This window comes from Providencia sp. JGM181, from assembly GCF_018257375.1.
In the GTDB taxonomy this organism is placed as follows: Bacteria; Pseudomonadota; Gammaproteobacteria; order Enterobacterales; family Enterobacteriaceae; genus Providencia; species Providencia lanzhouensis.
The window spans coordinates 1-21,063 of sequence record NZ_JAERJY010000053.1 but is presented as its reverse complement, the minus strand read 5'-3'; the positions used below and the strand labels follow the sequence as shown (position 1 = coordinate 21,063).

Genomic DNA, 21,063 nt, shown 5'->3' with positions numbered 1-21,063 from the left:
CCATTAATTATACTGATAAGCATTATTGGTATTGTAATTTTCCCGCTGGCTAAATGGGCTGTGGAAAGCTTTTTTTTAATTTTTACTACTAAAGAATTTTGGAGTAGAGGCTTGTTGATGGACACTCCAGGTAAGGCTGGAGGATTAGCTTTGTATCATGGTGTTGTTTTTTCCTTCGCAATTCCAATAACGTTAATATTTATAATAACTATATTTATAAAAAGATGGCAGTAATCAAATGAACTGCTTTCTTGTGGCTTACTATAGACCAACTAGCTTATTTGCTTTTTCTACCAAGCTATCATCAATTAGAGACCCTATTCCGGCAAGTATGAGTCCATAGCCTAATATACCAACTGGCCCACCTAATAAAAAAACTAAAACCTAAGCCAGCAATACCTGTAGCACTAATTCCTATTAATATAGTTTCTACTTTCACAAAAAATGGTCTCCAATTATCAGTTTCTACGGCTTTAACCAATTCAATTCTTAGGTCGTTAGCATCAATTGAATAGCTTACAAAGCCCATGCCTTTACTGAATTTTGTCAAGTTTTTTGCAATCTCATCAACGTTGAGTGATTCTAATGCTGATGCAATAATTTTCCGGTTTTTAGTATCGATCTTTTTATTAATATTAGTTTTATATTTATCATAAGCTCTTAATGCATCTTCAACATTACGAATCCTTTTTCCTCTGGATTGCTCCGCTATAGTTTTAGCCAGTTTTTCTGCTTTTTCTCCATAGGTATTAAAAACTTCTTTATAAAAATCAGTTGTAAATTTAACTGACTCCTTAATCTCCTCTGACTCTATTTTATTTATTTCATTTAAATCCTGCTCTATTTTCGGTTTCATCATTGGGTACAACCCGCCAAAAGAACGCCAATAAATGGTATACATTAATTCAAGTTGTCCACTTTGATAGGCGCTTAACATTTTTTTATAAGGGGATGTCTTTTCGAAACGGCAATTACTGATCCCACAGACTCCACATAATCCTTTTGCCATCGCATTTCAGAATGTGGTCAGGCAGAATTCTGTTGTAACTTACATGAAGGGTTGGGAGTAGTAATACACCATCGCTTGCATAGGCATGGCCATTTTTCCAATGGTGTATTTGTGTATAATCATAATCCATAGAAATATCCTCATTAAGTGTGCTTTCCCACGGTACATATGTCTTTTATGCAAATGTACAATGCAGTTATCTACGATATTTCGTCAAAGGCTTTAAGATGATAAATTTCGTTAGTATTTAATAAATTACAACAGGAACAATTTTTTTTGGGCAAAAAAAAGCCTTGATAGTTTCCCATCAAGGCTTTCGTCAATTACTTACTAATGTTAGAAGCTAGCAGGTTTTGCCATTTCTGATGTCGCAACGTTGGCTGCTACATGTCCACCTGCGCCTTTAGATTCAAAGGTTGATGGCTCACGTTGATACTCTTTAATTTCAAAGTCTGAAGCCACTACAGCAGGCGCTGGGGCTTTCGTCATTGGTGAGTATGCATGGCGTTTGTGTAAGATAACTGTATTTGCTGTTGAAGCCGGTTCAATCACGGTGGTTTCAATAACTGCTGTAGTAACCGCAGTTTCAATCACCACATCTGCAACGACAGGTTCAACAATAGTTTTGACCTCTTCAACTACAGCGGTTTCAACCTGCGTTTCAACGACTGCTGATTTTGTCTCTTCGATAACGTCTGCTGCGACATTCTCAACAACATTTTCAGCAACAACATTTTCAACAACATCGCTTTTCACTGCTGCGGTTTCAACAACAACGCTGGTTTCAGTTTCTACTTTTGGTGCTTCGATAACAGTTTCAGTAACAACTGGGGCTTCAGTGAGCTCGGCTTTTACTTCAGCATGTTCAATCGGAGCAGCTACCACAGGGGCTTGAACGGTATTTTGTTGTTCCAGCATCTCTTCATTGGTCATGATAGCCATGCTTTCTTGTTGAGGCTGAACGACTGGGTAACGAATAAATACTTTACCAGAGGCTAATTCAGGGGAGGCTACAGCCGCCGCTAAAGGCATTGGTGATTTATTCAGATGACGCTCATCACGGTAACGGCGACGACGCTGACCACTCACCCGCAGATGACGTGGTGAACGACGAGAACGGCGTGGAATGATGGTGTCTTGTTTTTCATCATCATCCAATTGTTCTGAGTTAGTCGCTAAGTTGTCATCTTCGTCCAGCGAAACATGAGATTGTTTTTTCTCAACATTCACTGCTGCTGGTAATGCCGCAATCGGCGCAGATTTTTCTGCAACAACGGCGGTATCAGCAATCATTGACGTTTCTACTGTTTGGTCATTGTCAGTCACACGAATTTTTTGTGTTAATTGACGACGTTGACGACGAGGGGCAACAGGGCGTTGTTCTTCTTCATCTTTTTCTACAGCTGCATTATCAACAGCGGTTTGCTGGTTATCTTGCTGTGTTTTTGCAGTTTGTTGTTGACGTTTTTCATCTTGACGACGGCGACGTTCTGCACGTTGATCACGACGTTGCTGCTGATTTTCGCGGTTTGCACTGTCAGTGATTTGCTCTTCAACTTGGTTCGCATTTTTGTTGTTACGTCCCTTGTTGCGGTTTGCAGCATCTTCAGATTGTGCATTGCGATTATTACGGTTATCGCGGTTGTCACGATTGTCGCGGTTATCACGATTTTCGTAATTATCATCGCGGTCGCGACGATTGTTATTACGGCGGTCGTTATTATTGCGACGGCGATCATTATTGCGGCGACGGTCATTGTTATTTTGACGTGGTTTCTGCGCTGGTTTTTCAACCGCTTTTTCTTCTTCAGCAAAGAGACCTTTAAAGAAAGCGGCAATTTTGCTAAATAAACCAACTTTAGGTTGCTCATCCACTTTGGCACGAACTGGTGCTTTAGCCGGAGCTTCTTTTGGTTTCAGTGCAGGAACTTCAACGGGCTCTTGCAGTGCAAATGCTGAAATAGCAGGTTGCTCTGGTGCTTTACGCTCAGTTGTCGCTTCTTCACCGTGGTTTAAAGTTTCAGTTTCATGATACTGGGCTAAGTTGTAGCTCAGGGTTTGAACTTCTTCACCTTTACGGATACGGATGACGTGGAAGTGAGGCGTTTGCATCTGGTCATTCGGTACAATCACAACGCGAACGTTACGCTGACGTTGTTCAATTTCTGTAACTGCTTGGCGTTTCTCGTTTAACAGGTATGACGCGATTTGCACTGGGACAATCGCATGCACTTCATGGGTATTTTCTTTCAGTGCTTCTTCTTCAATTAAACGCAGTACTGACAGTGACAGCGATTCGTTATCACGGATAGTCCCCGTACCTGTACAGCGTGGGCAGACGTGATGGCTGGACTCACCCAGTGATGGGCTAAGGCGCTGACGAGACATTTCTAACAGACCAAAGCGTGAAATACGTGCGATTTGAATACGCGCACGGTCTTGGCGAACGGCTTCACGTAAGCGGTTTTCAACTTCACGCTGGTGGCGAACTGGGGTCATATCGATAAAGTCGATAACAATCAGCCCACCTAAGTCACGTAAACGTAATTGACGTGCAATTTCGTCAGCGGCTTCAAGGTTAGTATTGAATGCCGTTTCTTCGATATCACCGCCACGGGTTGAGCGTGAGGAGTTGATATCAATAGCCGTTAATGCTTCGGTTGTATCGATAACTAACGCACCGCCTGAAGGTAAACGCACTTCACGCTGGAACGCCGATTCGATTTGAGATTCGATTTGATAGTGACTAAACAGAGGTACATCGCCACTATAATGTTTAATTTTGCTAGCAAAATCACCACGACCAATCGCTTCGATATGGTTACGTGCCATCTCAACCACTTTCGGGTTATCGATCAGGATTTCGCCGATGTCAGGACGTAAATAATCACGGAAAGCACGGACGATCACATTACTTTCTTGGTGGATTAAGAACGGAGCTGGACGGTTTTCAGCGGCTTTTTGAATTGCTTCCCAGTGGCGTAAACGATACAGTAAATCTTGTTGCAGGGATTCTGCTGATTTACCCACACCCGCAGTACGGACGATGAGTCCCATACCATCTGGAATTTCTAAGCAAGATAACGCTTCTTTTAATTCTGTACGATCTTCACCTTCGATGCGGCGAGAAATACCACCGGCACGTGGGTTGTTTGGCATCAGAACTAAATAACTACCCGCTAAGCTGATGAATGTGGTTAAGGCTGCACCTTTATTACCACGTTCTTCTTTATCAACTTGAACAATAACCTCTTGGCCTTCTTTAAGCACATCTTTGATGTTAGGACGACCTTGGGAGTGGTAATTGCTAGGGAAATATTCGCGAGCGATTTCTTTGATAGGCAGGAAACCGTGTCTTTCAGCGCCATAATCAACAAAAGCAGCTTCGAGGCTTGGTTCAATACGGGTGATTTTACCTTTATAAATGTTGGCTTTTTTTTGCTCATGACCTGGGCTTTCAATATCCAAATCGTAGAGTCGTTGCCCGTCAACAAGGGCAACACGCAACTCTTCCTGTTGAGTTGCGTTGATTAGCATTCTTTTCATGTTATTACTTACTCATTATTTTTTAAATAATAAAGAGCAGCGAAAGAAGGAGCTACTGTAAACCGATGGCCTCATGATTTTTACAAAGCCGTCTACCTCTCGGCAGTCGTTCGTATAGAGACGCGCAGTATTCGGTGAACCTGATTTTTAGATTAAAAATTCAGCGTTCTTAATCAGGATGCCGTAGATTTCTTAGAAAACGGAGACTCCCAACCCAATAAGCTAAAATTCGTTGCTCGCTAATTTATTTGATTTAGTTAGATGTCTTACGCCATTGCAGCATCGTTACGCCATCAAATAATAAATTCCTACAGTATTACGTCTAACTTGTATTCTACTAGCTAAAAATAATTATAGCCGAAAGTGCAAAAACACCTAAAGCTAACATAGCAAAGCCAATTTTCGTTTTTAAACATCTTGGCGCCGCTTATTATTCCATTGCCAAGTGCATTATAGCAAGTGCAACGTAAGTTATATGGAAATTTTATTAAGAAATTGAGCCAATCATGCAGAAATTGACCAATTTAAAAAAAAACATAAAAAAATTCGTGGAGTCGGTATGATATAACGATGTAAGTGAGACTATTTATTCATCAATCAGAGTTAACGCATTCCCGAATGAAAACAGAAAACCAAGTCCAATTTATTGATATTAGCGATGACGAAGCAGGGCAACGCATTGATAATTTCTTGCTGAGCAAGTTAAAAGGTGTTCCTAAGAGCATGATTTATCGCATCATCCGTAAAGGTGAAGTGCGCGTCAACAAAGGGCGAATTAAGCCTGAATACAAACTACTCGAAGGGGATCAAGTTCGCGTGCCGCCAGTGCGTGTGGCTGAACGTGAAACCGCACCTGTTTCAGCGAAATTGGATAAGGTGGCAGCATTAACAGATTGCATTCTATTTGAAGATGAATCCATTCTAGTCATTAATAAGCCATCAGGTACCGCGGTTCATGGTGGCAGTGGATTAAGCTTTGGCGTGATTGAAGGGCTGCGCGCATTACGTCCAGAAGCCCGCTTTTTAGAGCTGGTACATCGTTTAGACAGAGATACTTCCGGCATCTTATTGGTTGCTAAAAAACGTTCGGCGTTACGTGCGCTTCACGAACAATTACGCCTGAAACAGATGCAAAAAGATTATTTAGCGTTAGTGCGCGGTAATTGGCAGTCACATACTAAAGTTGTGCAAGCGCCGTTATTGAAAAATATTTTACAAAGCGGTGAGCGTATTGTTCGAGTGAGTAGTGAAGGCAAGCCTTCTGAAACACGCTTTAAAGTCGAAGAACGTTTTGAAAATGCAACGTTAGTTAAAGCGAGCCCAGTAACCGGGCGCACTCACCAGATCCGCGTGCATACTTTGCATGCAGGCCATCCAATTGCTTTTGATGATCGTTATGGTGATAGGCAATTTGATAGCCAGCTGGCAGATACAGGGCTGAAACGTTTGTTTTTGCACGCGTATTCACTGAAATTTACTCATCCTAAAACAGGTGAAGAGATGCGAGTCGTTGCACCGTTACATAACGATTTGAATCAGTGCCTGAAAGTCTTGAGAGCGAAAAAAGCGCAGTAATAATGATAATAAAGGTTAGCAACTCCCGCAGGTTAGCTAACCTTATTATTTAGTCTAAGAGTGGATTGACGCCATGCTGGCGTAACATTTCCAGCAATAAAATAGTCGGCAAGCCAATCAGTGTGTTTGGATCTCGCCCTGAAAGTTTATCAAACAGGCTAATGCCTAGTCCTTCCGATTTAAAACTACCCGCACATTGATAAGGTTCGTCTTTATTTAGGTATTGGGTGATTTCTTCATCAGTGAGCTGTCTAAAATAGACATCGAAGGGTTCGCACTGGAGATTGAATTTACCTGTCGCACTATCTAATAAGCAAAGCCCAGTATAAAAAGTCACCCGATGACCTGACGCTGCCTTGAGTTGTTTAAAGGCATTATCAAAATTATGTGGCTTTCCGACGATTTTATCGTCAATGACACAAACTTGGTCAGAGCCAATAATTAAATGTTGTGGATACCGTTGAGCCAATGCATTGGCTTTTTCGTGAGATAAGCGCATCACTAAAGCTTGAGCCGATTCCTGTAAAACAGGGGTTTCATCAATGTTGGGGGCAGCGGCGAGAAATGGGATGCCCAGTTTCTTCAGCAAGGCTTGCCGGTATTCAGAGGTTGACGCCAAAATAATCGATTTCATGATTTTTCTCGAAACTCATAGCCAAAAGGGTTAACTCATTTTAAACTATATCCGCTTAACCGGCGATTTTTTGGTGAAAAGGCGAGTTTATCCCGCCTTTTTCTTTGACTATAGTTCATTACAAAGTTAATATGCGCGCCTTATGCAAAAGGTAAAATTACCCCTGACTATCGATGCGCAGCGTGCAGCTCAGAAAAACCTCGACTATGTCGGGAGTTACACACCTGAGCAAGTTACACGAATTGCCGAATCAGTAGTCAGTGTAGATAGTGATGTTGAAAGCAAATTATCATTTAAAATTGATAATCAGCGCTTGACGGTCATAGAGGGGCATTCTGAATTGGATGTCACCCTACAATGCCAACGTTGCAGAAAAGATTTCAAACATCATGTCTACGTATCGTATTGTTTTAGTCCTGTCGTCAGTGACGAAAAGGCCGAAGCATTACCGGAACAGTATGAACCAGTTTATGTAGATGAATTTGGTGAAATAAATTTGCTGGGAATGTTAGAAGATGAAATAATTCTATCCCTACCAGTGGTTCCGGTTCATGATTCTGAACACTGTGAAGTGTCCGAAGCGGACATGGTGTATGGTGAACTACCTCCTGAGGTAGAGAAACCAAATCCATTTGCCGTATTAGCCAGTTTAAAGAAAAGTACTTAAGGAGTAAGGTCAATGGCCGTACAACAGAATAAACCAACTCGTTCAAAACGCGGTATGCGTCGTTCACATGATGCACTGACTGCTACCCTAGTTTCTGTAGATAAAACTTCCGGTGAAACTCACCTGCGTCACCACGTGACTGCAGATGGTTACTACCGTGGCCGTAAGGTTATCAGCAAGTAATTGTTGATACTTTGGCTAATCTAACCATCGCGTTAGATGCCATGGGCGGGGATGTTGGTCCCCGCGTCACGGTGCCTGCTGCATTGCAGGCACTGGCATCTAATCCAGCATTAAAATTACTGCTTGTCGGTCAACCCGAAGCCATTCATCCTTTGCTTGCACAACAAAGTGCGGAGCAAATTTCGCGTATCGAAATTATCCCAGCTGAAAACGTCATTGCTAACGATGCTAAGCCATCCCACGCAATTCGCCAAAGCAAAGGGACATCAATGCGAGTGGCATTAGAGTTAGTGAAGACAGGTCAAGCGCAGGCTTGCGTGAGTGCGGGTAATACGGGTGCATTGATGGGCTTGGCAAAATTGATGTTAAAATCAATTGAGGGCATTGAGCGCCCAGCGTTAATGACCATATTGCCAAATCAGAAAAAAGGAAAAACCGTTGTCCTCGATTTAGGGGCTAACGTGAATTGCAGCAGTGAAATGCTCGTGCAATTTGCAGTGATGGGTTCAGTGATGGCGGAAGAAGTTGCCAACATCAATCAACCTAAAGTCGCTTTACTCAATATTGGTGAAGAAGAGAGTAAAGGGCTGGACAATATCCGCGAAGCCGCCGCTATGTTAAAAGAAACGGCGTCAATTAATTACATTGGTTATGTTGAAGGCAACGAGTTGCTGACAGGTAAAACAGATGTATTAGTGTGTGACGGCTTCGCAGGTAATGTCTCACTAAAAACAATGGAAGGGGTGATTCGTGTCATTCTTTCATTGTTAAAATCAGCCGGTGAAGAGAACAAAAAAAGCAGTTGGTTTATGCAACTCGCTAAGAAATGGTTGAAAAAACGGCTAATGAAGCGTTTTGGGGATATGAACCCCGACCAGTATAACGGCGCGACTCTGTTAGGATTAAAAGGGATTGTCATCAAAAGTCATGGCGCAGCGAATGAGAATGCGTTTAAAGCCGCAATTGAACGTGCGGTACAGGCTGTTGAACGACAAGTTCCCGAAAGAATAACAGCTCGACTTAATATTGTTTTACCCAGGAGTGATCAATAACCTATGTACAGTAAAATATTAGGAACAGGCAGCTATTTGCCATCGCAAGTTCGTACCAATGCTGATCTGGAAAAAATGGTTGATACTTCTGATGAATGGATTGTAACGCGTACGGGTATTAAAGAGAGACGAATTTCAGCTGACGATGAGAACGTGTCCATAATGGGTTTCCAAGCCGCAAAAAATGCGCTGGAAATGGCACAGGTCGACAGCAGTGAAATTGGTTTAATTATTGTAGCGACAACCTCCGCAACTCATGCATTCCCAAGCGCTGCATGTCAAATTCAGCAAATGCTGGAAATTAATGACTGTGCGGCATTTGATGTGGCAGCAGCTTGCGCTGGTTTTACTTATGCTATCAGTATCGCTGATCAGTTCGTTAAAACGGGCATGACTAAAAAAGCATTGGTGATTGGTGCGGATGCGTTATCTAAAACGTTAGACCCGAATGATCGCGGAACCATTATTCTATTTGGTGATGCTGCGGGCGCTGTGGTAATTGGCGCTTCTGAAGAACCGGGTATCATTTCTACACATCTGCACGCTGATGGGCGTTATGGAGATTTACTCTCCTTACCAAACCGTAGCCGCTGTTCAGATGACCAAGCTTACTTGTCCATGACAGGTAACGAAGTATTCAAAGTTGCTGTGCGTGAATTAGCCCATATCGTTGATGAAACACTGGCGCAAAATGACATTGCAAAAGAAGAACTTGATTGGTTAGTACCACATCAAGCAAATTTACGAATTATTTCCGCGACCGCAAAAAAATTGGATATGACCATGGATAAAGTGGTTGTTACGCTGGATCGTCATGGAAATACTTCTGCGGCATCAGTCCCAACAGCACTAGATGAAGCAGTGCGCGATGGTCGCATTCAGCGTGGCCAATTAGTGTTATTAGAAGCATTTGGTGGCGGCTTTACTTGGGGCTCCGCACTGGTTCGTTTTTAATTTACTGAGAAAACAAACATGACACAATTTGCTATGGTATTCCCGGGACAAGGTTCCCAGTCTTTAGGAATGTTAGCTGATTTAGCAGAGCAAAATCAGCTGGTTAAAGAAACATTCGCTGAAGCTTCTGAAGCATTGGGTTACGATCTCTGGGCACTAGTTCAAAATGGGCCAGAAGAAGAGTTAAACAAAACATGGCAGACCCAACCTGCATTATTAGCAGCGTCTGTAGCTATCTTCCGTGTTTGGCAAGCAAAAAATGGCAAAATGCCTGCATTGATGGCAGGTCATAGCCTTGGCGAATATTCAGCGTTAGTTTGTGCGGGTGTTATCGACTTCAAACAAGCCATTAAATTAGTGGAACTGCGCGGTAAACTGATGCAAGAAGCGGTTCCTGAAGGCACGGGCGCAATGTATGCAATCATCGGTTTAGATAACGAATCTATCGAGAAAGCATGCCAAGAAGCAGCACAAGGGCAGGTGGTTTCACCTGTGAACTTTAACTCACCGGGTCAAGTTGTTATTGCAGGTGAGAAAGCTGCGGTTGAGCGTGCAGGTGCTGCTTGTAAAGAAGCGGGTGCAAAACGTGCACTGCCACTGTCTGTTAGCGTGCCTTCCCACTGTGCATTAATGAAGCCAGCTGCAGATAAATTAGCTGAAGCATTAGAAAAAATTGAATTTTGTGAGCCGACCTATCCAGTTATTAACAACGTTGATGTTAAAATGGAAACGTCTGCAAAAAATATCCGTGATGCATTAGTGCGCCAATTATATAATCCGGTGCGCTGGACTGAAACAGTCGAATTCATGGCAGAACAAGGTATTGAGCAATTGGTTGAGATGGGTCCAGGTAAAGTTCTGACTGGTCTAACCAAGCGAATTGTCTCTAATTTAACTGCCGTTGCAGTCAATGATCCTGTATCATTAGACTCGGCTTTAGAAACTATCTGAGGACGACAATGAGCTTTGAAGGAAAAATTGCACTGGTAACTGGTGCTAGCCGTGGGATCGGTAAAGCAATTGCTTTAACCTTGACTGCACGCGGTGCGACCGTTATCGGTACTGCAACAAGCGAAAAAGGCGCGGAAGCGATTACTGCCTATTTAGATGGCAAAGGTAAAGGCTTAGCGTTAAACGTGACAGATCCAGCATCAATTGAAGAAACATTGACCCAGATCCGTGCGGAATTTGGCGAAATTGATATTTTAGTTAATAATGCTGGTATTACGCGTGATAACTTATTGATGCGTATGAAGGATGATGAGTGGCAAGATATTATTGACACGAATCTTTCATCCGTTTACCGTTTGTCTAAATCCGTTTTGCGTGCCATGATGAAAAAACGTTGTGGGCGTATTATTTCCATCGCATCTGTTGTCGGTGTCATGGGAAATGCGGGACAAACAAACTACGCGGCAGCGAAAGCTGGGCTGATTGGTTTTAGTAAATCATTAGCTCGAGAAGTCGCTTCTCGTGGTATCACTGTTAACGTTGTAGCGCCTGGTTTTATCGAAACTGATATGACTAAGGCATTGACAGACGAACAACGTGCAGGCATTTTATCTCAGGTTCCTGCGGATAGACTGGGTGATGCACAAGAAATTGCCAGTGCTGTAGCATTTTTAGCTTCTGACGAGGCTGCTTACATCACAGGTGAAACATTGCATGTCAATGGTGGCATGTACATGATCTAAAGAAATGAGGGAACCATTTGCATATTTTTGTGTTATCTAATACAAAATTATGCAAAATAATGGTTTCCACAGCCGGGATTGGGTTGTATCTTTTCCTGTATTTCATAAACTACGAAAACCATCGCGAAAGCGAGTTTTGATAGGAATTTTAATAGTATGAGCACTATCGAAGAACGCGTTAAGAAAATCATCGTTGAACAACTGGGTGTTAAAGAGGAAGAAGTTGTGAATACAGCTTCATTTGTTGATGACTTGGGCGCTGATTCTCTTGACACAGTAGAACTGGTTATGGCTCTGGAAGAAGAGTTCGATTGCGAAATCCCTGACGAAGAAGCTGAAAAGATCACTACAGTACAGGCTGCAATTGACTACGTCAAAGCATCTGAGTAATAGCGGTAAAACTTATCTAGGCGATCATTCGATCGCCTATGTTTCTTTTGTAACTAATTCCCTCCTTGGAGGACATACGTGTCTAAGCGTCGTGTAGTCGTAACCGGACTGGGCATGTTATCTCCTGTCGGCAACGCAGTTGAGTCATCATGGAAAGCTGTTTGTGACGGACAGAGTGGTATCAGCCTAATCGATCATTTTGATACTACTAACCACGCAACTAAATTTGCTGGCTTAGTAAAAGATTTCAACTACGAAGATTTTGACATCTCTCGCAAAGATGCGAAGAAGATGGACCCATTTATTCAATACGGTATTGCTGCGGGCTATCAAGCTATCAAAGATGCTGAATTGGAAGTAACAGAAGCCAATGCTACTCGTATCGGTTTGGCGATTGGTTCTGGTATTGGCGGGTTAGGCCTCATTCAAGACAACTGTGAATCTATGTTACACGGTGGTCCTCGTAAAGTGAGCCCATTCTTTGTACCTTCAACAATCATCAATATGGTTGCTGGTCACTTAAGCATTATGTATGGCTTCCGTGGTCCTAGCATCTCAATCGCTACTGCATGTACCTCTGGTGTTCATAATATTGGGCACGCAGCACGTATGATTGCGTACGGTGATGCTGATGTGATGTTGGCAGGTGGTGCCGAAAAAGCAACAACACCATTAGGTGTCGCTGGCTTTGGTGCAGCGCGTGCATTATCAACCCGTAATGATGACCCACAAGCGGCTAGTCGCCCATGGGACAAAGACCGTGATGGTTTTGTTCTTGGTGATGGCGCAGGGATCATCGTACTTGAAGAATATGAACATGCTAAAGCGCGTGGTGCGAAAATTTACGCAGAAATCGCAGGCTTTGGTATGAGCAGTGATGCTTATCATATGACGTCACCACCAGAAAATGGTGAAGGCGCTGCATTAGCGATGAAAAATGCGCTAAACGATGCAGGCATTAAGCCAAGTGATGTTGGCTATATCAATGCTCACGGTACATCAACACCAGCAGGTGACTTAGCGGAAGCGCAAGCGGTTATCTCTGTATTTGGCGAAGACACAAAAGTATTAGTCAGTTCAACAAAATCCATGACAGGTCACTTATTAGGTGCTGCGGGTGCGATTGAATCTATCTTTACTATTCTGTCTCTGTGCGACCAAATCATTCCACCAACAATCAACTTAGATAATCCTGATGAAGGTTGTAAGCTTGATTTTGTTCCGGGTGAAGCCCGTAAAGTTGAAAACATGGAGTATGCTCTGTGTAACTCATTCGGCTTTGGTGGTACTAACGGTTCCTTAATTTTCCGTCGCTATCACGCGGAATAATCAATAATACCGTGCATTTCTAAGCTCCAGTGTCTTTGATACTGGGGCTTTATTTTTGCCTTCTTTTTGCAGTACTCTTTGCTTTAGTTTATGATATTACACACTATGTTACTGCCTGATTTATCAGCTTTTATTATAAGAAATGGTCATGACTTATTGGGTTAACGGGGTTTATTGTCAACAAATTGATATTACCGATCGCGCTATCGCCTTTGGTGATGGCTGCTTTACGACTATTCATGGCGTGAATCAACAAGCAAAGATGTTAGATAAGCACATTTTACGCCTACAGCAGGATTCCGCTCGTCTCAAATTACCAGTGATAGATTGGCCACAACTGGCGCGACATATTGAAGAGGTTTGTGAACAACAAACAGATGAAGAATTTGTAGTGAAGGTCATGTTAAGTCGTGGTCAGGGCGGTCGAGGTTATAGCTCCCAAGGGTTTGAACATCCGACAATTATCATGATGGTTTCTCCTTTCCCAAAACATTACGCAGCATTACAGTGCCAAGGGGCTTCATTGTTGCTCAGCCAAATTCCATTAAGCCGCAATCCACTCTTAGCAGGCATGAAGCACTTAAATCGATTAGAGCAAGTGTTGATCCGCCAAGAGATTGATGACGCTAAATTGGATGAGGCTGTGGTGTTAGATACGAATGGCGTCATCGTTGAATGCTGTAGCGCCAATATTTTTTGGCGTATAGGGCGTGATGTTTACACTCCGATTCTTAGTCACTCCGGCGTCAATGGATTAATGAGACAAAAGATCATAGCGCAGCTCAATAATAGCCAGTACCATCTGGCAGAAGTCGAGCGCTTTCCCGCCATTTTGACTCAATGTGATGAAGTGATTATTTGTAATGCTTTAATGCCTGTTTTACCGGTGAAAAGCATCCAGTTTTCAAAAGATAAAACAATTAGTTATCAATCAAGAGAACTGTTTGAGTATTTACTATTACAGCGACAAATTTGAATCCGATAACCATTTAACTTATATCATTCATCGACAAACAATTATTCATCGACAAAAAATACATTTAAGTGACCCATAATGAAATTAGCGAAAAAAATAACACTGATTGTCTTTGTCCTTGCGGTTATCGGCGTGATTGTGGTGTATCTGCAATATCGCCAAGTTCTTGATTATGCGAAAAAGCCCATCAACATTGTCCAAGAGACGATCTTTACTGTGCCTGCAGGGACAGGGCGAGTAGCCTTAGAAGGGTTGCTTATCAAGGAAAAATTTATTGAAGAAGGACATAATTTTCAACTTCTTTTAAAAGCACGGCCCGAATTAGCTCAGTTCAAAGCAGGAACCTATCGCTTACAGCCAAACATGACGGTGGAGCAATTATTAGCGTTGATCGCCAGTGGCAAAGAAGCGCAATTTAGTATTCGTTTTATTGAAGGTAACAAACTGGCAGATTGGAGCAATATCTTGCGTGATGCTCCTTATATGCAACATAAAACTCAAGATGCTACGCCAACTGAGCTTTATGCCATGCTGGATTTTAAAGAGGGCGATAACCTCGAAGGTTGGTTATACCCCGATACCTATTTATACACTGCGGGTACCAGCGATGTTGAGATACTCAAACGCGCTTATAAACGCATGCAAGCTGCGGTGGAAGAAGAGTGGAAAGGTCGCGATAAAGATCTACCCTATAAGAATGCCTATGAAATGTTGATCATGGCATCGATTGTTGAAAAAGAGACTGGCGTGGACAACGAACGTGCGCAGGTTGCCTCGGTGTTTGTGAATCGCTTAAAGAAAAATATGCGCTTACAAACAGACCCTACGGTTATCTATGGGTTAGGGGAAAACTATCGTGGTAAAATTTATCGCAGCGATTTAGATAACTATACCGCATATAACACGTATAAAATCGATGGTTTACCGCCAACGCCAATTGCTATGCCGGGTCTTGCTTCGATAAAAGCGGCGGCTCATCCAGCAAAAACAGATTATTTATACTTTGTCGCCGATGGTACAGGTGGACATACTTTTAGTCGCAATCTTAATGACCATAACCGCGCTGTTAAGGTTTACCGACAAATTGAGCAAAAGAATTGATAAACGAAATGAAAAACCAATTTATTGTTATTGAAGGATTAGAAGGTGCGGGTAAAACGACGGCAATCAACACCGTTGTTGACACATTAAAGCAAGCTGGCATCCATGATATGGTGTTTACCCGTGAGCCGGGAGGTACACCGCTTGCGGAAAAACTACGTGAATTGATAAAGCAAGGCATTGAAGGTGATAGAGTCACCGACAAAGCTGAGCTATTAATGTTGTACGCGGCGCGTGTTCAGTTAGTTGATACCGTCATCAAGCCCGCACTTGCAGCAGGAAAATGGGTTATCGGCGACAGACATGATTTATCCTCCCAAGCTTATCAAGGTGGTGGCCGTGAAATCGATCGCCACTTAATGGCTTCATTAAGAGATCTCGTCCTTGGTGAATTTAAACCTGCACTGACGCTCTATTTAGATTTACCGCCAGAATTGGGTTTACAACGCGCCCGCTCTCGCGGTGAATTAGACCGTATTGAGAAAGAATCACTGGCTTTCTTTGAACGTACCCGAGCGCGTTATTTAGAATTGGCAGCGGCAGACGACACGATTTTAACCATCGATGCGAGCCAAAATATTGAACAGGTGCAAGCCGATATTCGCAGTACTTTACTGACGTGGCTGGCAAAATAAGGCACTAATGATGAATTGGTATCCGTGGCTTAATGAGACTTATCGTCAATTAATTAGCGCCTATCAAGCAGGACGTGGACACCACGCGTTGTTGATTCACTCAATAGCGGGCAATGGGGCTGAGGCATTAAGCTATGGCGTGAGCCGTTGGTTGATTTGCCAAGATAAAGACGGTTTAAAAAGCTGTGGAGAGTGCCATAGCTGCCGCTTAATGTTGGCAGGTACACATCCTGATTATCATGTTCTAGAGCCTGAAAAAGGGAAAACAACCATCAGTGTTGATGCGGTTCGTAAACTGACAGAAACGTTAAGTGGTCATGCGCAGCAAAGTGGCGCAAAAGTCGTTTCCATTCCCGATGCACAAGCACTGACGGATGCTGCGGCTAACGCGCTGCTCAAAACCTTAGAAGAACCCGCAGGGCAAACCTACTTTTTATTAGGTTGTGAAAAACTCGATAGTTTGCTGGCCACATTAAGAAGTCGCTGTTTAACTCACTTTTTACCTGTGCCTGATCAGCAAGTTGCATTATATTGGCTGCAAAAACAGCAGGCGAGTTTATCCGTAGAAGATGCTGTGACGGCATTAAAATTGTGCCAAGGCGCACCTGTTGCCGCATTACAGTTGCTTGAGCCAGAGTTGTGGCAACGACGTCAGCTATTGTGCAATGAGTTAGAGCAGAGCTTACGTCAGAAAGATTTTTTAAAGCTTTTGCCAGCGTTAAATACCGATAATGGGCCTGAATGCATTAATTGGCTACTTGGGTTAATTGCCGATGGCATAAAATTGCAGCAAAAAGCAGGGCAGTACGTTGTTAACCAAGATAAAATGGCGTGCGTCACTTTGTTGGCGACATCCATGAGCAGCTCGCAGCTATTGGATGTGTATAGCCAGTGGCAAGCGTGTCGTTACCAGCTATTAACCGTGCCTGCACTGAATCAGGAGTTGATCCTGACCAATCAATTATTACACTGGGAAGCGTTATTCGCTTAGCCTTCAAGATAAAAAGAGTAGACTATGTTTGTTGTTGATTCACACTGCCATCTCGACTGTTTAGATTATGAAAAATTACACACTAACGTCGATGATGTTATCGCAAAGGCATCCGCACGCGATGTCGGCTTTATGTTAGCCGTGGCAACCACTTTGCCCGGTTTTGAAAGCATGAAACAGTTAATTGGAAAGCGCGACAATGTCGCATTTTCTTGCGGTATTCATCCATTGAACTTGGATGAAGGTTATGATTTTGAAAAATTGGCGCAATTAGCAGCGGGCAGTGAAGTGGTCGCGCTCGGTGAAACGGGCTTAGATTACTATTATCAGCAAGAGAATGCGGCACTGCAGCAAGAGTCATTTCGTCAGCATATTCGCATTGGTCGTCAAGTGAATAAGCCAGTGATTGTGCATACTCGTTCCGCTCGAGAAGATACACTGACTATTTTACGTGAAGAGAAAGTTGACGAGTGTGGCGGTGTGTTGCATTGCTTTACGGAAGACCAACAAACGGCCATCGATTTACTGGATTTAGGGATGTATATCTCTTTTTCTGGTATTGTCACGTTCCGTAATGCTGAACAGATCCGAGAAGCAGCGCGAGTTGTGCCATTAGATAGAATTTTAGTAGAAACAGATTCACCTTATTTAGCCCCAGTACCGCATCGTGGTAAAGAGAACCAACCTGCGTATGTGCGTGATGTGGTGGAGTATATGGCTGTATTGAAAGGGGTGAGTGTTGAAGAAATGGCACAAATTACCACAGAAAACTTCAACCGTTTATTCCATTTACGCGCTGGGCAATAAACAGATAACGATTAAATTATTAAGGAATTTGTCATGGCAGAAGAGACTATTTTCAGTAAAATCATTCGACGTGAAATCCCGTCTGAGATCGTCTATCAAGACGAACTGGTCACAGCATTTCGTGATATCGCGGCACAAGCGCCGACGCATATTTTGATCATTCCGAACAAATTAATTCCAACCGTGAATGATGTGACGGTTGATGATGAGCTGGCATTAGGGCGCTTATTTACCGTGGCGGCGAAAATTGCGAAAGAAGAAGGGATTGCAGAAGATGGCTATCGCCTGATTATGAACTGCAACAAACATTCAGGACAAGAAGTTTTCCACATTCATATGCACTTAGTGGGTGGACGTCCATTAGGCCCATTATTGGCTAAGTAATTCATCATGAAACGCGCTGCATCAACCTTAAAATACGTCGCCACACTGGGCTTACTTATGCTTTTTCTCAGTGGTTGTGCTTGGAACAAAAAAACAGGGTTATCATTTAATGTTCAGCAGCGCATCGTGATGGAGCCTTCCGTGCTAGCCGCGGGCGTGATTGTAGAAAAACCGGTGATTAAGGTCGGTAACGTAACGGCGACCGCAACGATCAATATGAGCAATATTGAAAAGAAACCGGTCACTGTGATGTATCGCATCTTTTGGTATGACGAGCAAGGACTGAGAGTGGATTCAACAAAGAGTCAACCCCAAGTTATCCCTGCTAATTCGTCAGTGATGCTAAAAGAGGTCACGACATCCCCGCTTGCTCGTAATGCGCGTATCTATGTTTTCTTACCTTCAACGGCTGGAGAGTCACAATGAAACGGATCTTATTGGTCGCAGCAGCAGCATTTATTTTGGCAGGTTGTCCGTCAGTCCCTCAAGGGCCTAAACCCTCAATTGTTCCTGTTGAACCGGGTGTAACACCGAAACAACCTGAAAAGCAGCCGGAATTAACGCCTCCACCACCAACAGACACCGTACCGATGCCACCAAAGCAGCAATCCATTGATTGGGCTGGTGCATTACAGCCATTAGTCAATAAAATGGTGGCGGACGATGGCGTTGAAAGTGGCAAAGTTTTACTGGTCGATTCTGTCAAAAATAATACCAGCGGAAGCTTACCTTCACAGGCAGTCACGGCTGCATTAACCAATGAAGTCATGAAAACCAATAAGTTTAAAGTGGTTCCTCAAGGCGTCGTCAGTGCTGCCCGTAAAACCTTGGGGTTGTCGCAGGATGATAGTTTGGTGACTCGCAGTAAAGCGATTGGTTTAGGTCGTTATGTCCAAGCGCAATATGTGATTTACAGTGTCATGTCAGGCTCTTCTAAAGAACGCAGCATTGAAATGCAGTTAATGGACGTGCAAACCGGTGAAATTGTGTGGTCTGGAAAGCAGAGTATTGAGTAATCAATCATCACTGTTTGCATTACTTTCTGAATGCTTCCCAGCAGTTTTAGCATCATGCTGGGAAGTCTCGCCATTAACGGGGTTATCAGGTGGCAGCTATTTAGTTGAATATCGATACTCGACTCAAACCCAAGATACGGTTCCCTCCATCAAATTAATCGCCCGTTCAGATGGGCAAGCGCAAAATGCGTTGTATGTTAATCGCCGTAAAGAAGCGCATATTCTTAAGCAATTGAAAGATTTTCCTTATTCCCCCCAAGTCATCGGGCGTAATAGCCATTGGTTATTACTGGAATGGGTTGATGGAGACCATCCTAGCTGCGAACAATTTCTTTCCTTTGAATTTCAAAAAAACTTGGCAGAGATCGTTGCCAAGCTCCATAATCATGGCGTATTAAATTACCGATTACCGTTACGTAATGAGATTGCTCATTATGGCTATTTAATTGATAATAAAAGAGTCTCTGCACGCTGGAAGCGGGTACATCGTCGCTTCCTACGCACGCCAATGCCAAAGGTATTAAAGCTCGCACCCGCTCATATGGATATTCATCCGGGCAATGTGCTGTGTGAGCAAGGAGTGCCAAAAATGCTGGTGGATTGGGAATATGCGGCAAATACCGATATTGGTTTGTCCCTAGAAACCTATTTTCAATTCAATAGCCTGACGGTAGAACAACGAGATTATTTCTTGACGCAATATTGCCACACCTATGGCGCCTATAAAGATAAATCCCGTTTGGCAGAGCATTGCTTGCAATGGGAGCCGTGGGTCAAGTACATGACGTTAATGTGGTATGAAGTTCAGTGGTGCCAGCGTCAAGAAGCGCAGTTTTTAAACGATTCTTCCCCATTACGAGACTATTTTGGTCTTTGATTGGGCAATTTAAAATCTCCGTGAATACACGAGAATTTGTGAAAATTAATCAAGTGAGGCATGTTATGGGTCCGATAATGCTGGATGTTCAGGGTTATGAACTGGACAACGAAGAGCGTGAAATTTTGGCTCATCCACTGGTAGGCGGGTTGATTTTATTTACCCGTAACTTCCATGATGCGGCACAGTTGCGTGAGTTAGTGCGACAAATCCGTGATGCATCAAGACACCGTTTATTGATTGCAGTGGATCAAGAGGGTGGCCGTGTACAGCGTTTTCGTGATGGATTTACCGCATTACCTTCTGCGCAAGCTTTTGCTGCACTGAACAACCAGATGGATGGTGCTAAATTAGCACAAGAAGCAGGCTGGTTAATGGCGGCAGAAATGATTGCTATGGATATCGACATTAGCTTCGCCCCTGTGCTGGATTTAGGGCATGAAAGTATCGCAATTGGTGAGCGTTCATTCCATGCAGATCCTGAAATTGCAATGGTGATGGCAGAGCGTTTTATTCGCGGTATGCACAGCGCAGGAATGAAAACCACAGGTAAGCACTTCCCAGGGCATGGCGCCGTAAAAGCCGATTCCCATAAAGAAACGCCACGCGATGATCGCCCACTCGAGCAAATTCGTGGCAAGGATATGTCTATTTTTAAAGACTTTATTCAGCGTGAATTGCTTGATGCTATTATGCCTGCCCACGTGGTTTATACCCAAGCGGATGACCGTCCTGCGAGTGGTTCACCATTCTGGCTAAAATCGGTATTACGTGAGCAGCTTGGTTTCGATGGCGTTATCTTCTCTGATGACTTATCGATGGAAGGTGCTGCCATTATGGGGAGTTATCCAGAGAGAGCGAAAGCCTCATTGAATGCGGGCTGCGACATGATCCTTGTTTGTAATAATCGTGAAGGTGCGGTGAGCGTCCTGGATAATTTACCGAAACAAAGTGACAGCCGCGCTTCTAAGCTGTACCACAGTGGCCGCCAGTATTCACTGAATGAGCTACAATCTGTGGATCGTTGGAAGCAAAGTCACCGTCAATTAGTCGAATTACATGAAAAATGGCAAGAACACCGTAACCGCTAATTAAACCGTGTTGAAAATGAACCGATGGAATAATAATCCATCGGTTTTTTTTATCTTAAATTCACTGAATAAGTTACGGGTAACCTTATTGGTATAAATTGAATAGGAACAAGGGGGGAGATTGTCTAATTTGATTAGTAATACTGTATCTA

24 protein-coding genes are annotated in these 21,063 nt (G+C 43.2%); 20 read left to right on the top strand and 4 right to left on the bottom strand.

The window, feature by feature from the left end; all coding sequences use genetic code 11:
• On the top strand, positions 1-234 hold a 234-nt coding region (locus JK188_RS09060), incomplete at its 5' end, for a colicin E1 immunity protein (RefSeq protein ID WP_249216024.1).
• Positions 235-261: 27 nt separating this feature from the next.
• Here the strand turns inward: JK188_RS09060 and JK188_RS18090 are convergent.
• The 3 genes from JK188_RS18090 to rne form a co-directional block, all read right to left on the bottom strand.
• Entirely contained in the window at positions 262-321 is a 60-nt protein-coding gene (locus JK188_RS18090) for a hypothetical protein (RefSeq protein WP_442959116.1), read from the bottom strand.
• Positions 305-1,009, bottom strand: coding sequence for a colicin-like pore-forming protein (locus tag JK188_RS09055; RefSeq protein WP_249215408.1), 705 nt, complete (start codon positions 1,007-1,009; stop codon positions 305-307). Before JK188_RS09055 ends, JK188_RS18090 begins: the two co-directional genes overlap by 17 nt.
• Positions 1,010-1,345: 336 nt before the next feature.
• The gene (gene rne / locus JK188_RS09050) at positions 1,346-4,555 is read right to left on the bottom strand and encodes a ribonuclease E (protein ID WP_211885953.1); all 3,210 of its coding nucleotides are present in this window, start codon (positions 4,553-4,555) and stop codon (positions 1,346-1,348) included.
• Positions 4,556-5,173: 618 nt separating this feature from the next.
• Here rne and rluC point away from each other — a divergent pair.
• Positions 5,174-6,130: a 23S rRNA pseudouridine(955/2504/2580) synthase RluC gene (gene rluC, locus JK188_RS09045; RefSeq protein WP_036953062.1), complete on the top strand. Its 957-nt coding sequence runs from the start codon at positions 5,174-5,176 to the stop codon at positions 6,128-6,130.
• Between the two features lie 49 nt (positions 6,131-6,179).
• Here the strand turns inward: rluC and JK188_RS09040 are convergent, their stop codons facing one another.
• Positions 6,180-6,764 (bottom strand): Maf family protein, encoded by a 585-nt coding sequence (locus JK188_RS09040; protein ID WP_108477952.1) that lies wholly within the window; start codon positions 6,762-6,764, stop codon positions 6,180-6,182.
• 142 nt (positions 6,765-6,906) lie between these two features.
• On the opposite strand from JK188_RS09040, the gene yceD reads away from it, so the two are divergent.
• From yceD to nagZ, 18 genes are all read left to right on the top strand, one after another.
• Positions 6,907-7,431: a 23S rRNA accumulation protein YceD gene (gene yceD, locus JK188_RS09035; RefSeq protein WP_036953067.1), complete on the top strand. Its 525-nt coding sequence runs from the start codon at positions 6,907-6,909 to the stop codon at positions 7,429-7,431.
• Between the two features lie 12 nt (positions 7,432-7,443).
• On the top strand, positions 7,444-7,614 hold the full coding sequence (gene rpmF, locus JK188_RS09030) for a 50S ribosomal protein L32 (protein WP_006660802.1): 171 nt from the start codon (positions 7,444-7,446) through the stop codon (positions 7,612-7,614).
• An 11-nt stretch (positions 7,615-7,625) separates the two neighbouring features.
• Positions 7,626-8,666: a phosphate acyltransferase PlsX gene (plsX, locus tag JK188_RS09025; RefSeq protein ID WP_211885952.1), complete on the top strand. Its 1,041-nt coding sequence runs from the start codon at positions 7,626-7,628 to the stop codon at positions 8,664-8,666.
• Positions 8,667-8,669: 3 nt separating this feature from the next.
• Entirely contained in the window at positions 8,670-9,620 is a 951-nt protein-coding gene (locus tag JK188_RS09020; protein WP_211885951.1) for a beta-ketoacyl-ACP synthase III, read from the top strand.
• Between the two features lie 18 nt (positions 9,621-9,638).
• Complete coding sequence (fabD, locus tag JK188_RS09015; RefSeq protein ID WP_108477953.1) at positions 9,639-10,571, top strand: ACP S-malonyltransferase; 933 nt, start codon at positions 9,639-9,641, stop codon at positions 10,569-10,571.
• 8 nt (positions 10,572-10,579) lie between these two features.
• A complete protein-coding gene (gene fabG / locus JK188_RS09010; RefSeq protein ID WP_154627155.1) occupies positions 10,580-11,314 on the top strand; it encodes a 3-oxoacyl-ACP reductase FabG in 735 nt (244 codons plus the stop codon).
• 156 nt (positions 11,315-11,470) lie between these two features.
• Positions 11,471-11,704 carry an acyl carrier protein gene (acpP, locus tag JK188_RS09005; protein ID WP_006660807.1) on the top strand — a complete coding sequence of 78 codons (234 nt, stop codon included), beginning with the start codon at positions 11,471-11,473 and terminating at the stop codon, positions 11,702-11,704.
• Between the two features lie 78 nt (positions 11,705-11,782).
• Positions 11,783-13,033 (top strand): beta-ketoacyl-ACP synthase II, encoded by a 1,251-nt coding sequence (gene fabF, locus JK188_RS09000; protein WP_211885949.1) that lies wholly within the window; start codon positions 11,783-11,785, stop codon positions 13,031-13,033.
• Between the two features lie 148 nt (positions 13,034-13,181).
• On the top strand, positions 13,182-14,009 hold the full coding sequence (gene pabC / locus JK188_RS08995; protein WP_211885948.1) for an aminodeoxychorismate lyase: 828 nt from the start codon (positions 13,182-13,184) through the stop codon (positions 14,007-14,009).
• Between the two features lie 78 nt (positions 14,010-14,087).
• Positions 14,088-15,110, top strand: a complete 1,023-nt coding sequence (mltG, locus tag JK188_RS08990) for an endolytic transglycosylase MltG (RefSeq protein ID WP_211885947.1) — start codon at positions 14,088-14,090, stop codon at positions 15,108-15,110.
• Positions 15,111-15,118: 8 nt separating this feature from the next.
• Entirely contained in the window at positions 15,119-15,745 is a 627-nt protein-coding gene (gene tmk, locus JK188_RS08985; protein ID WP_154603580.1) for a dTMP kinase, read from the top strand.
• Positions 15,746-15,755: 10 nt separating this feature from the next.
• Positions 15,756-16,736, top strand: coding sequence for a DNA polymerase III subunit delta' (holB, locus tag JK188_RS08980; RefSeq protein ID WP_211886434.1), 981 nt, complete (start codon positions 15,756-15,758; stop codon positions 16,734-16,736).
• A gap of 24 nt (positions 16,737-16,760) precedes the next feature.
• Positions 16,761-17,543, top strand: coding sequence for a metal-dependent hydrolase (locus JK188_RS08975; RefSeq protein WP_211885940.1), 783 nt, complete (start codon positions 16,761-16,763; stop codon positions 17,541-17,543).
• Positions 17,544-17,576: 33 nt separating this feature from the next.
• Positions 17,577-17,927, top strand: a complete 351-nt coding sequence (gene hinT, locus JK188_RS08970) for a purine nucleoside phosphoramidase (protein WP_006660814.1) — start codon at positions 17,577-17,579, stop codon at positions 17,925-17,927.
• A 6-nt stretch (positions 17,928-17,933) separates the two neighbouring features.
• Positions 17,934-18,353, top strand: coding sequence for a YcfL family protein (locus tag JK188_RS08965; protein ID WP_211885938.1), 420 nt, complete (start codon positions 17,934-17,936; stop codon positions 18,351-18,353).
• Positions 18,350-18,943 (top strand): penicillin-binding protein activator LpoB, encoded by a 594-nt coding sequence (lpoB, locus tag JK188_RS08960; protein ID WP_211885936.1) that lies wholly within the window; start codon positions 18,350-18,352, stop codon positions 18,941-18,943. The genes JK188_RS08965 and lpoB overlap by 4 nt, the downstream gene beginning before the upstream one ends.
• A complete protein-coding gene (locus tag JK188_RS08955; RefSeq protein ID WP_211885934.1) occupies positions 18,936-19,820 on the top strand; it encodes a phosphotransferase in 885 nt (294 codons plus the stop codon). The genes lpoB and JK188_RS08955 overlap by 8 nt, the downstream gene beginning before the upstream one ends.
• A gap of 53 nt (positions 19,821-19,873) precedes the next feature.
• Positions 19,874-20,911 (top strand): beta-N-acetylhexosaminidase, encoded by a 1,038-nt coding sequence (gene nagZ, locus JK188_RS08950; protein ID WP_442959115.1) that lies wholly within the window; start codon positions 19,874-19,876, stop codon positions 20,909-20,911.
• Positions 20,912-21,063: the final 152 nt, after the last annotated feature.

What these genes read in the sequence shown, in the direction of transcription:
- JK188_RS09055 (WP_249215408.1), bottom strand. Translation starts at nt 1,009, where the DNA reads ATGGCAAAAGGATTATGTGGAGTCTGTGGGATCAGTAATTGCCGTTTC.
- rne (WP_211885953.1), bottom strand. Translation starts at nt 4,555, where the DNA reads ATGAAAAGAATGCTAATCAACGCAACTCAACAGGAAGAGTTGCGTGTT.
- rluC (WP_036953062.1), top strand. Translation starts at nt 5,174, where the DNA reads ATGAAAACAGAAAACCAAGTCCAATTTATTGATATTAGCGATGACGAA.
- JK188_RS09040 (WP_108477952.1), bottom strand. Translation starts at nt 6,764, where the DNA reads ATGAAATCGATTATTTTGGCGTCAACCTCTGAATACCGGCAAGCCTTG.
- yceD (WP_036953067.1), top strand. Translation starts at nt 6,907, where the DNA reads ATGCAAAAGGTAAAATTACCCCTGACTATCGATGCGCAGCGTGCAGCT.
- rpmF (WP_006660802.1), top strand. Translation starts at nt 7,444, where the DNA reads ATGGCCGTACAACAGAATAAACCAACTCGTTCAAAACGCGGTATGCGT.
- JK188_RS09020 (WP_211885951.1), top strand. Translation starts at nt 8,670, where the DNA reads ATGTACAGTAAAATATTAGGAACAGGCAGCTATTTGCCATCGCAAGTT.
- fabD (WP_108477953.1), top strand. Translation starts at nt 9,639, where the DNA reads ATGACACAATTTGCTATGGTATTCCCGGGACAAGGTTCCCAGTCTTTA.
- fabG (WP_154627155.1), top strand. Translation starts at nt 10,580, where the DNA reads ATGAGCTTTGAAGGAAAAATTGCACTGGTAACTGGTGCTAGCCGTGGG.
- acpP (WP_006660807.1), top strand. Translation starts at nt 11,471, where the DNA reads ATGAGCACTATCGAAGAACGCGTTAAGAAAATCATCGTTGAACAACTG.
- pabC (WP_211885948.1), top strand. Translation starts at nt 13,182, where the DNA reads ATGACTTATTGGGTTAACGGGGTTTATTGTCAACAAATTGATATTACC.
- mltG (WP_211885947.1), top strand. Translation starts at nt 14,088, where the DNA reads ATGAAATTAGCGAAAAAAATAACACTGATTGTCTTTGTCCTTGCGGTT.
- tmk (WP_154603580.1), top strand. Translation starts at nt 15,119, where the DNA reads ATGAAAAACCAATTTATTGTTATTGAAGGATTAGAAGGTGCGGGTAAA.
- holB (WP_211886434.1), top strand. Translation starts at nt 15,756, where the DNA reads ATGAATTGGTATCCGTGGCTTAATGAGACTTATCGTCAATTAATTAGC.
- JK188_RS08975 (WP_211885940.1), top strand. Translation starts at nt 16,761, where the DNA reads ATGTTTGTTGTTGATTCACACTGCCATCTCGACTGTTTAGATTATGAA.
- hinT (WP_006660814.1), top strand. Translation starts at nt 17,577, where the DNA reads ATGGCAGAAGAGACTATTTTCAGTAAAATCATTCGACGTGAAATCCCG.
- JK188_RS08965 (WP_211885938.1), top strand. Translation starts at nt 17,934, where the DNA reads ATGAAACGCGCTGCATCAACCTTAAAATACGTCGCCACACTGGGCTTA.
- lpoB (WP_211885936.1), top strand. Translation starts at nt 18,350, where the DNA reads ATGAAACGGATCTTATTGGTCGCAGCAGCAGCATTTATTTTGGCAGGT.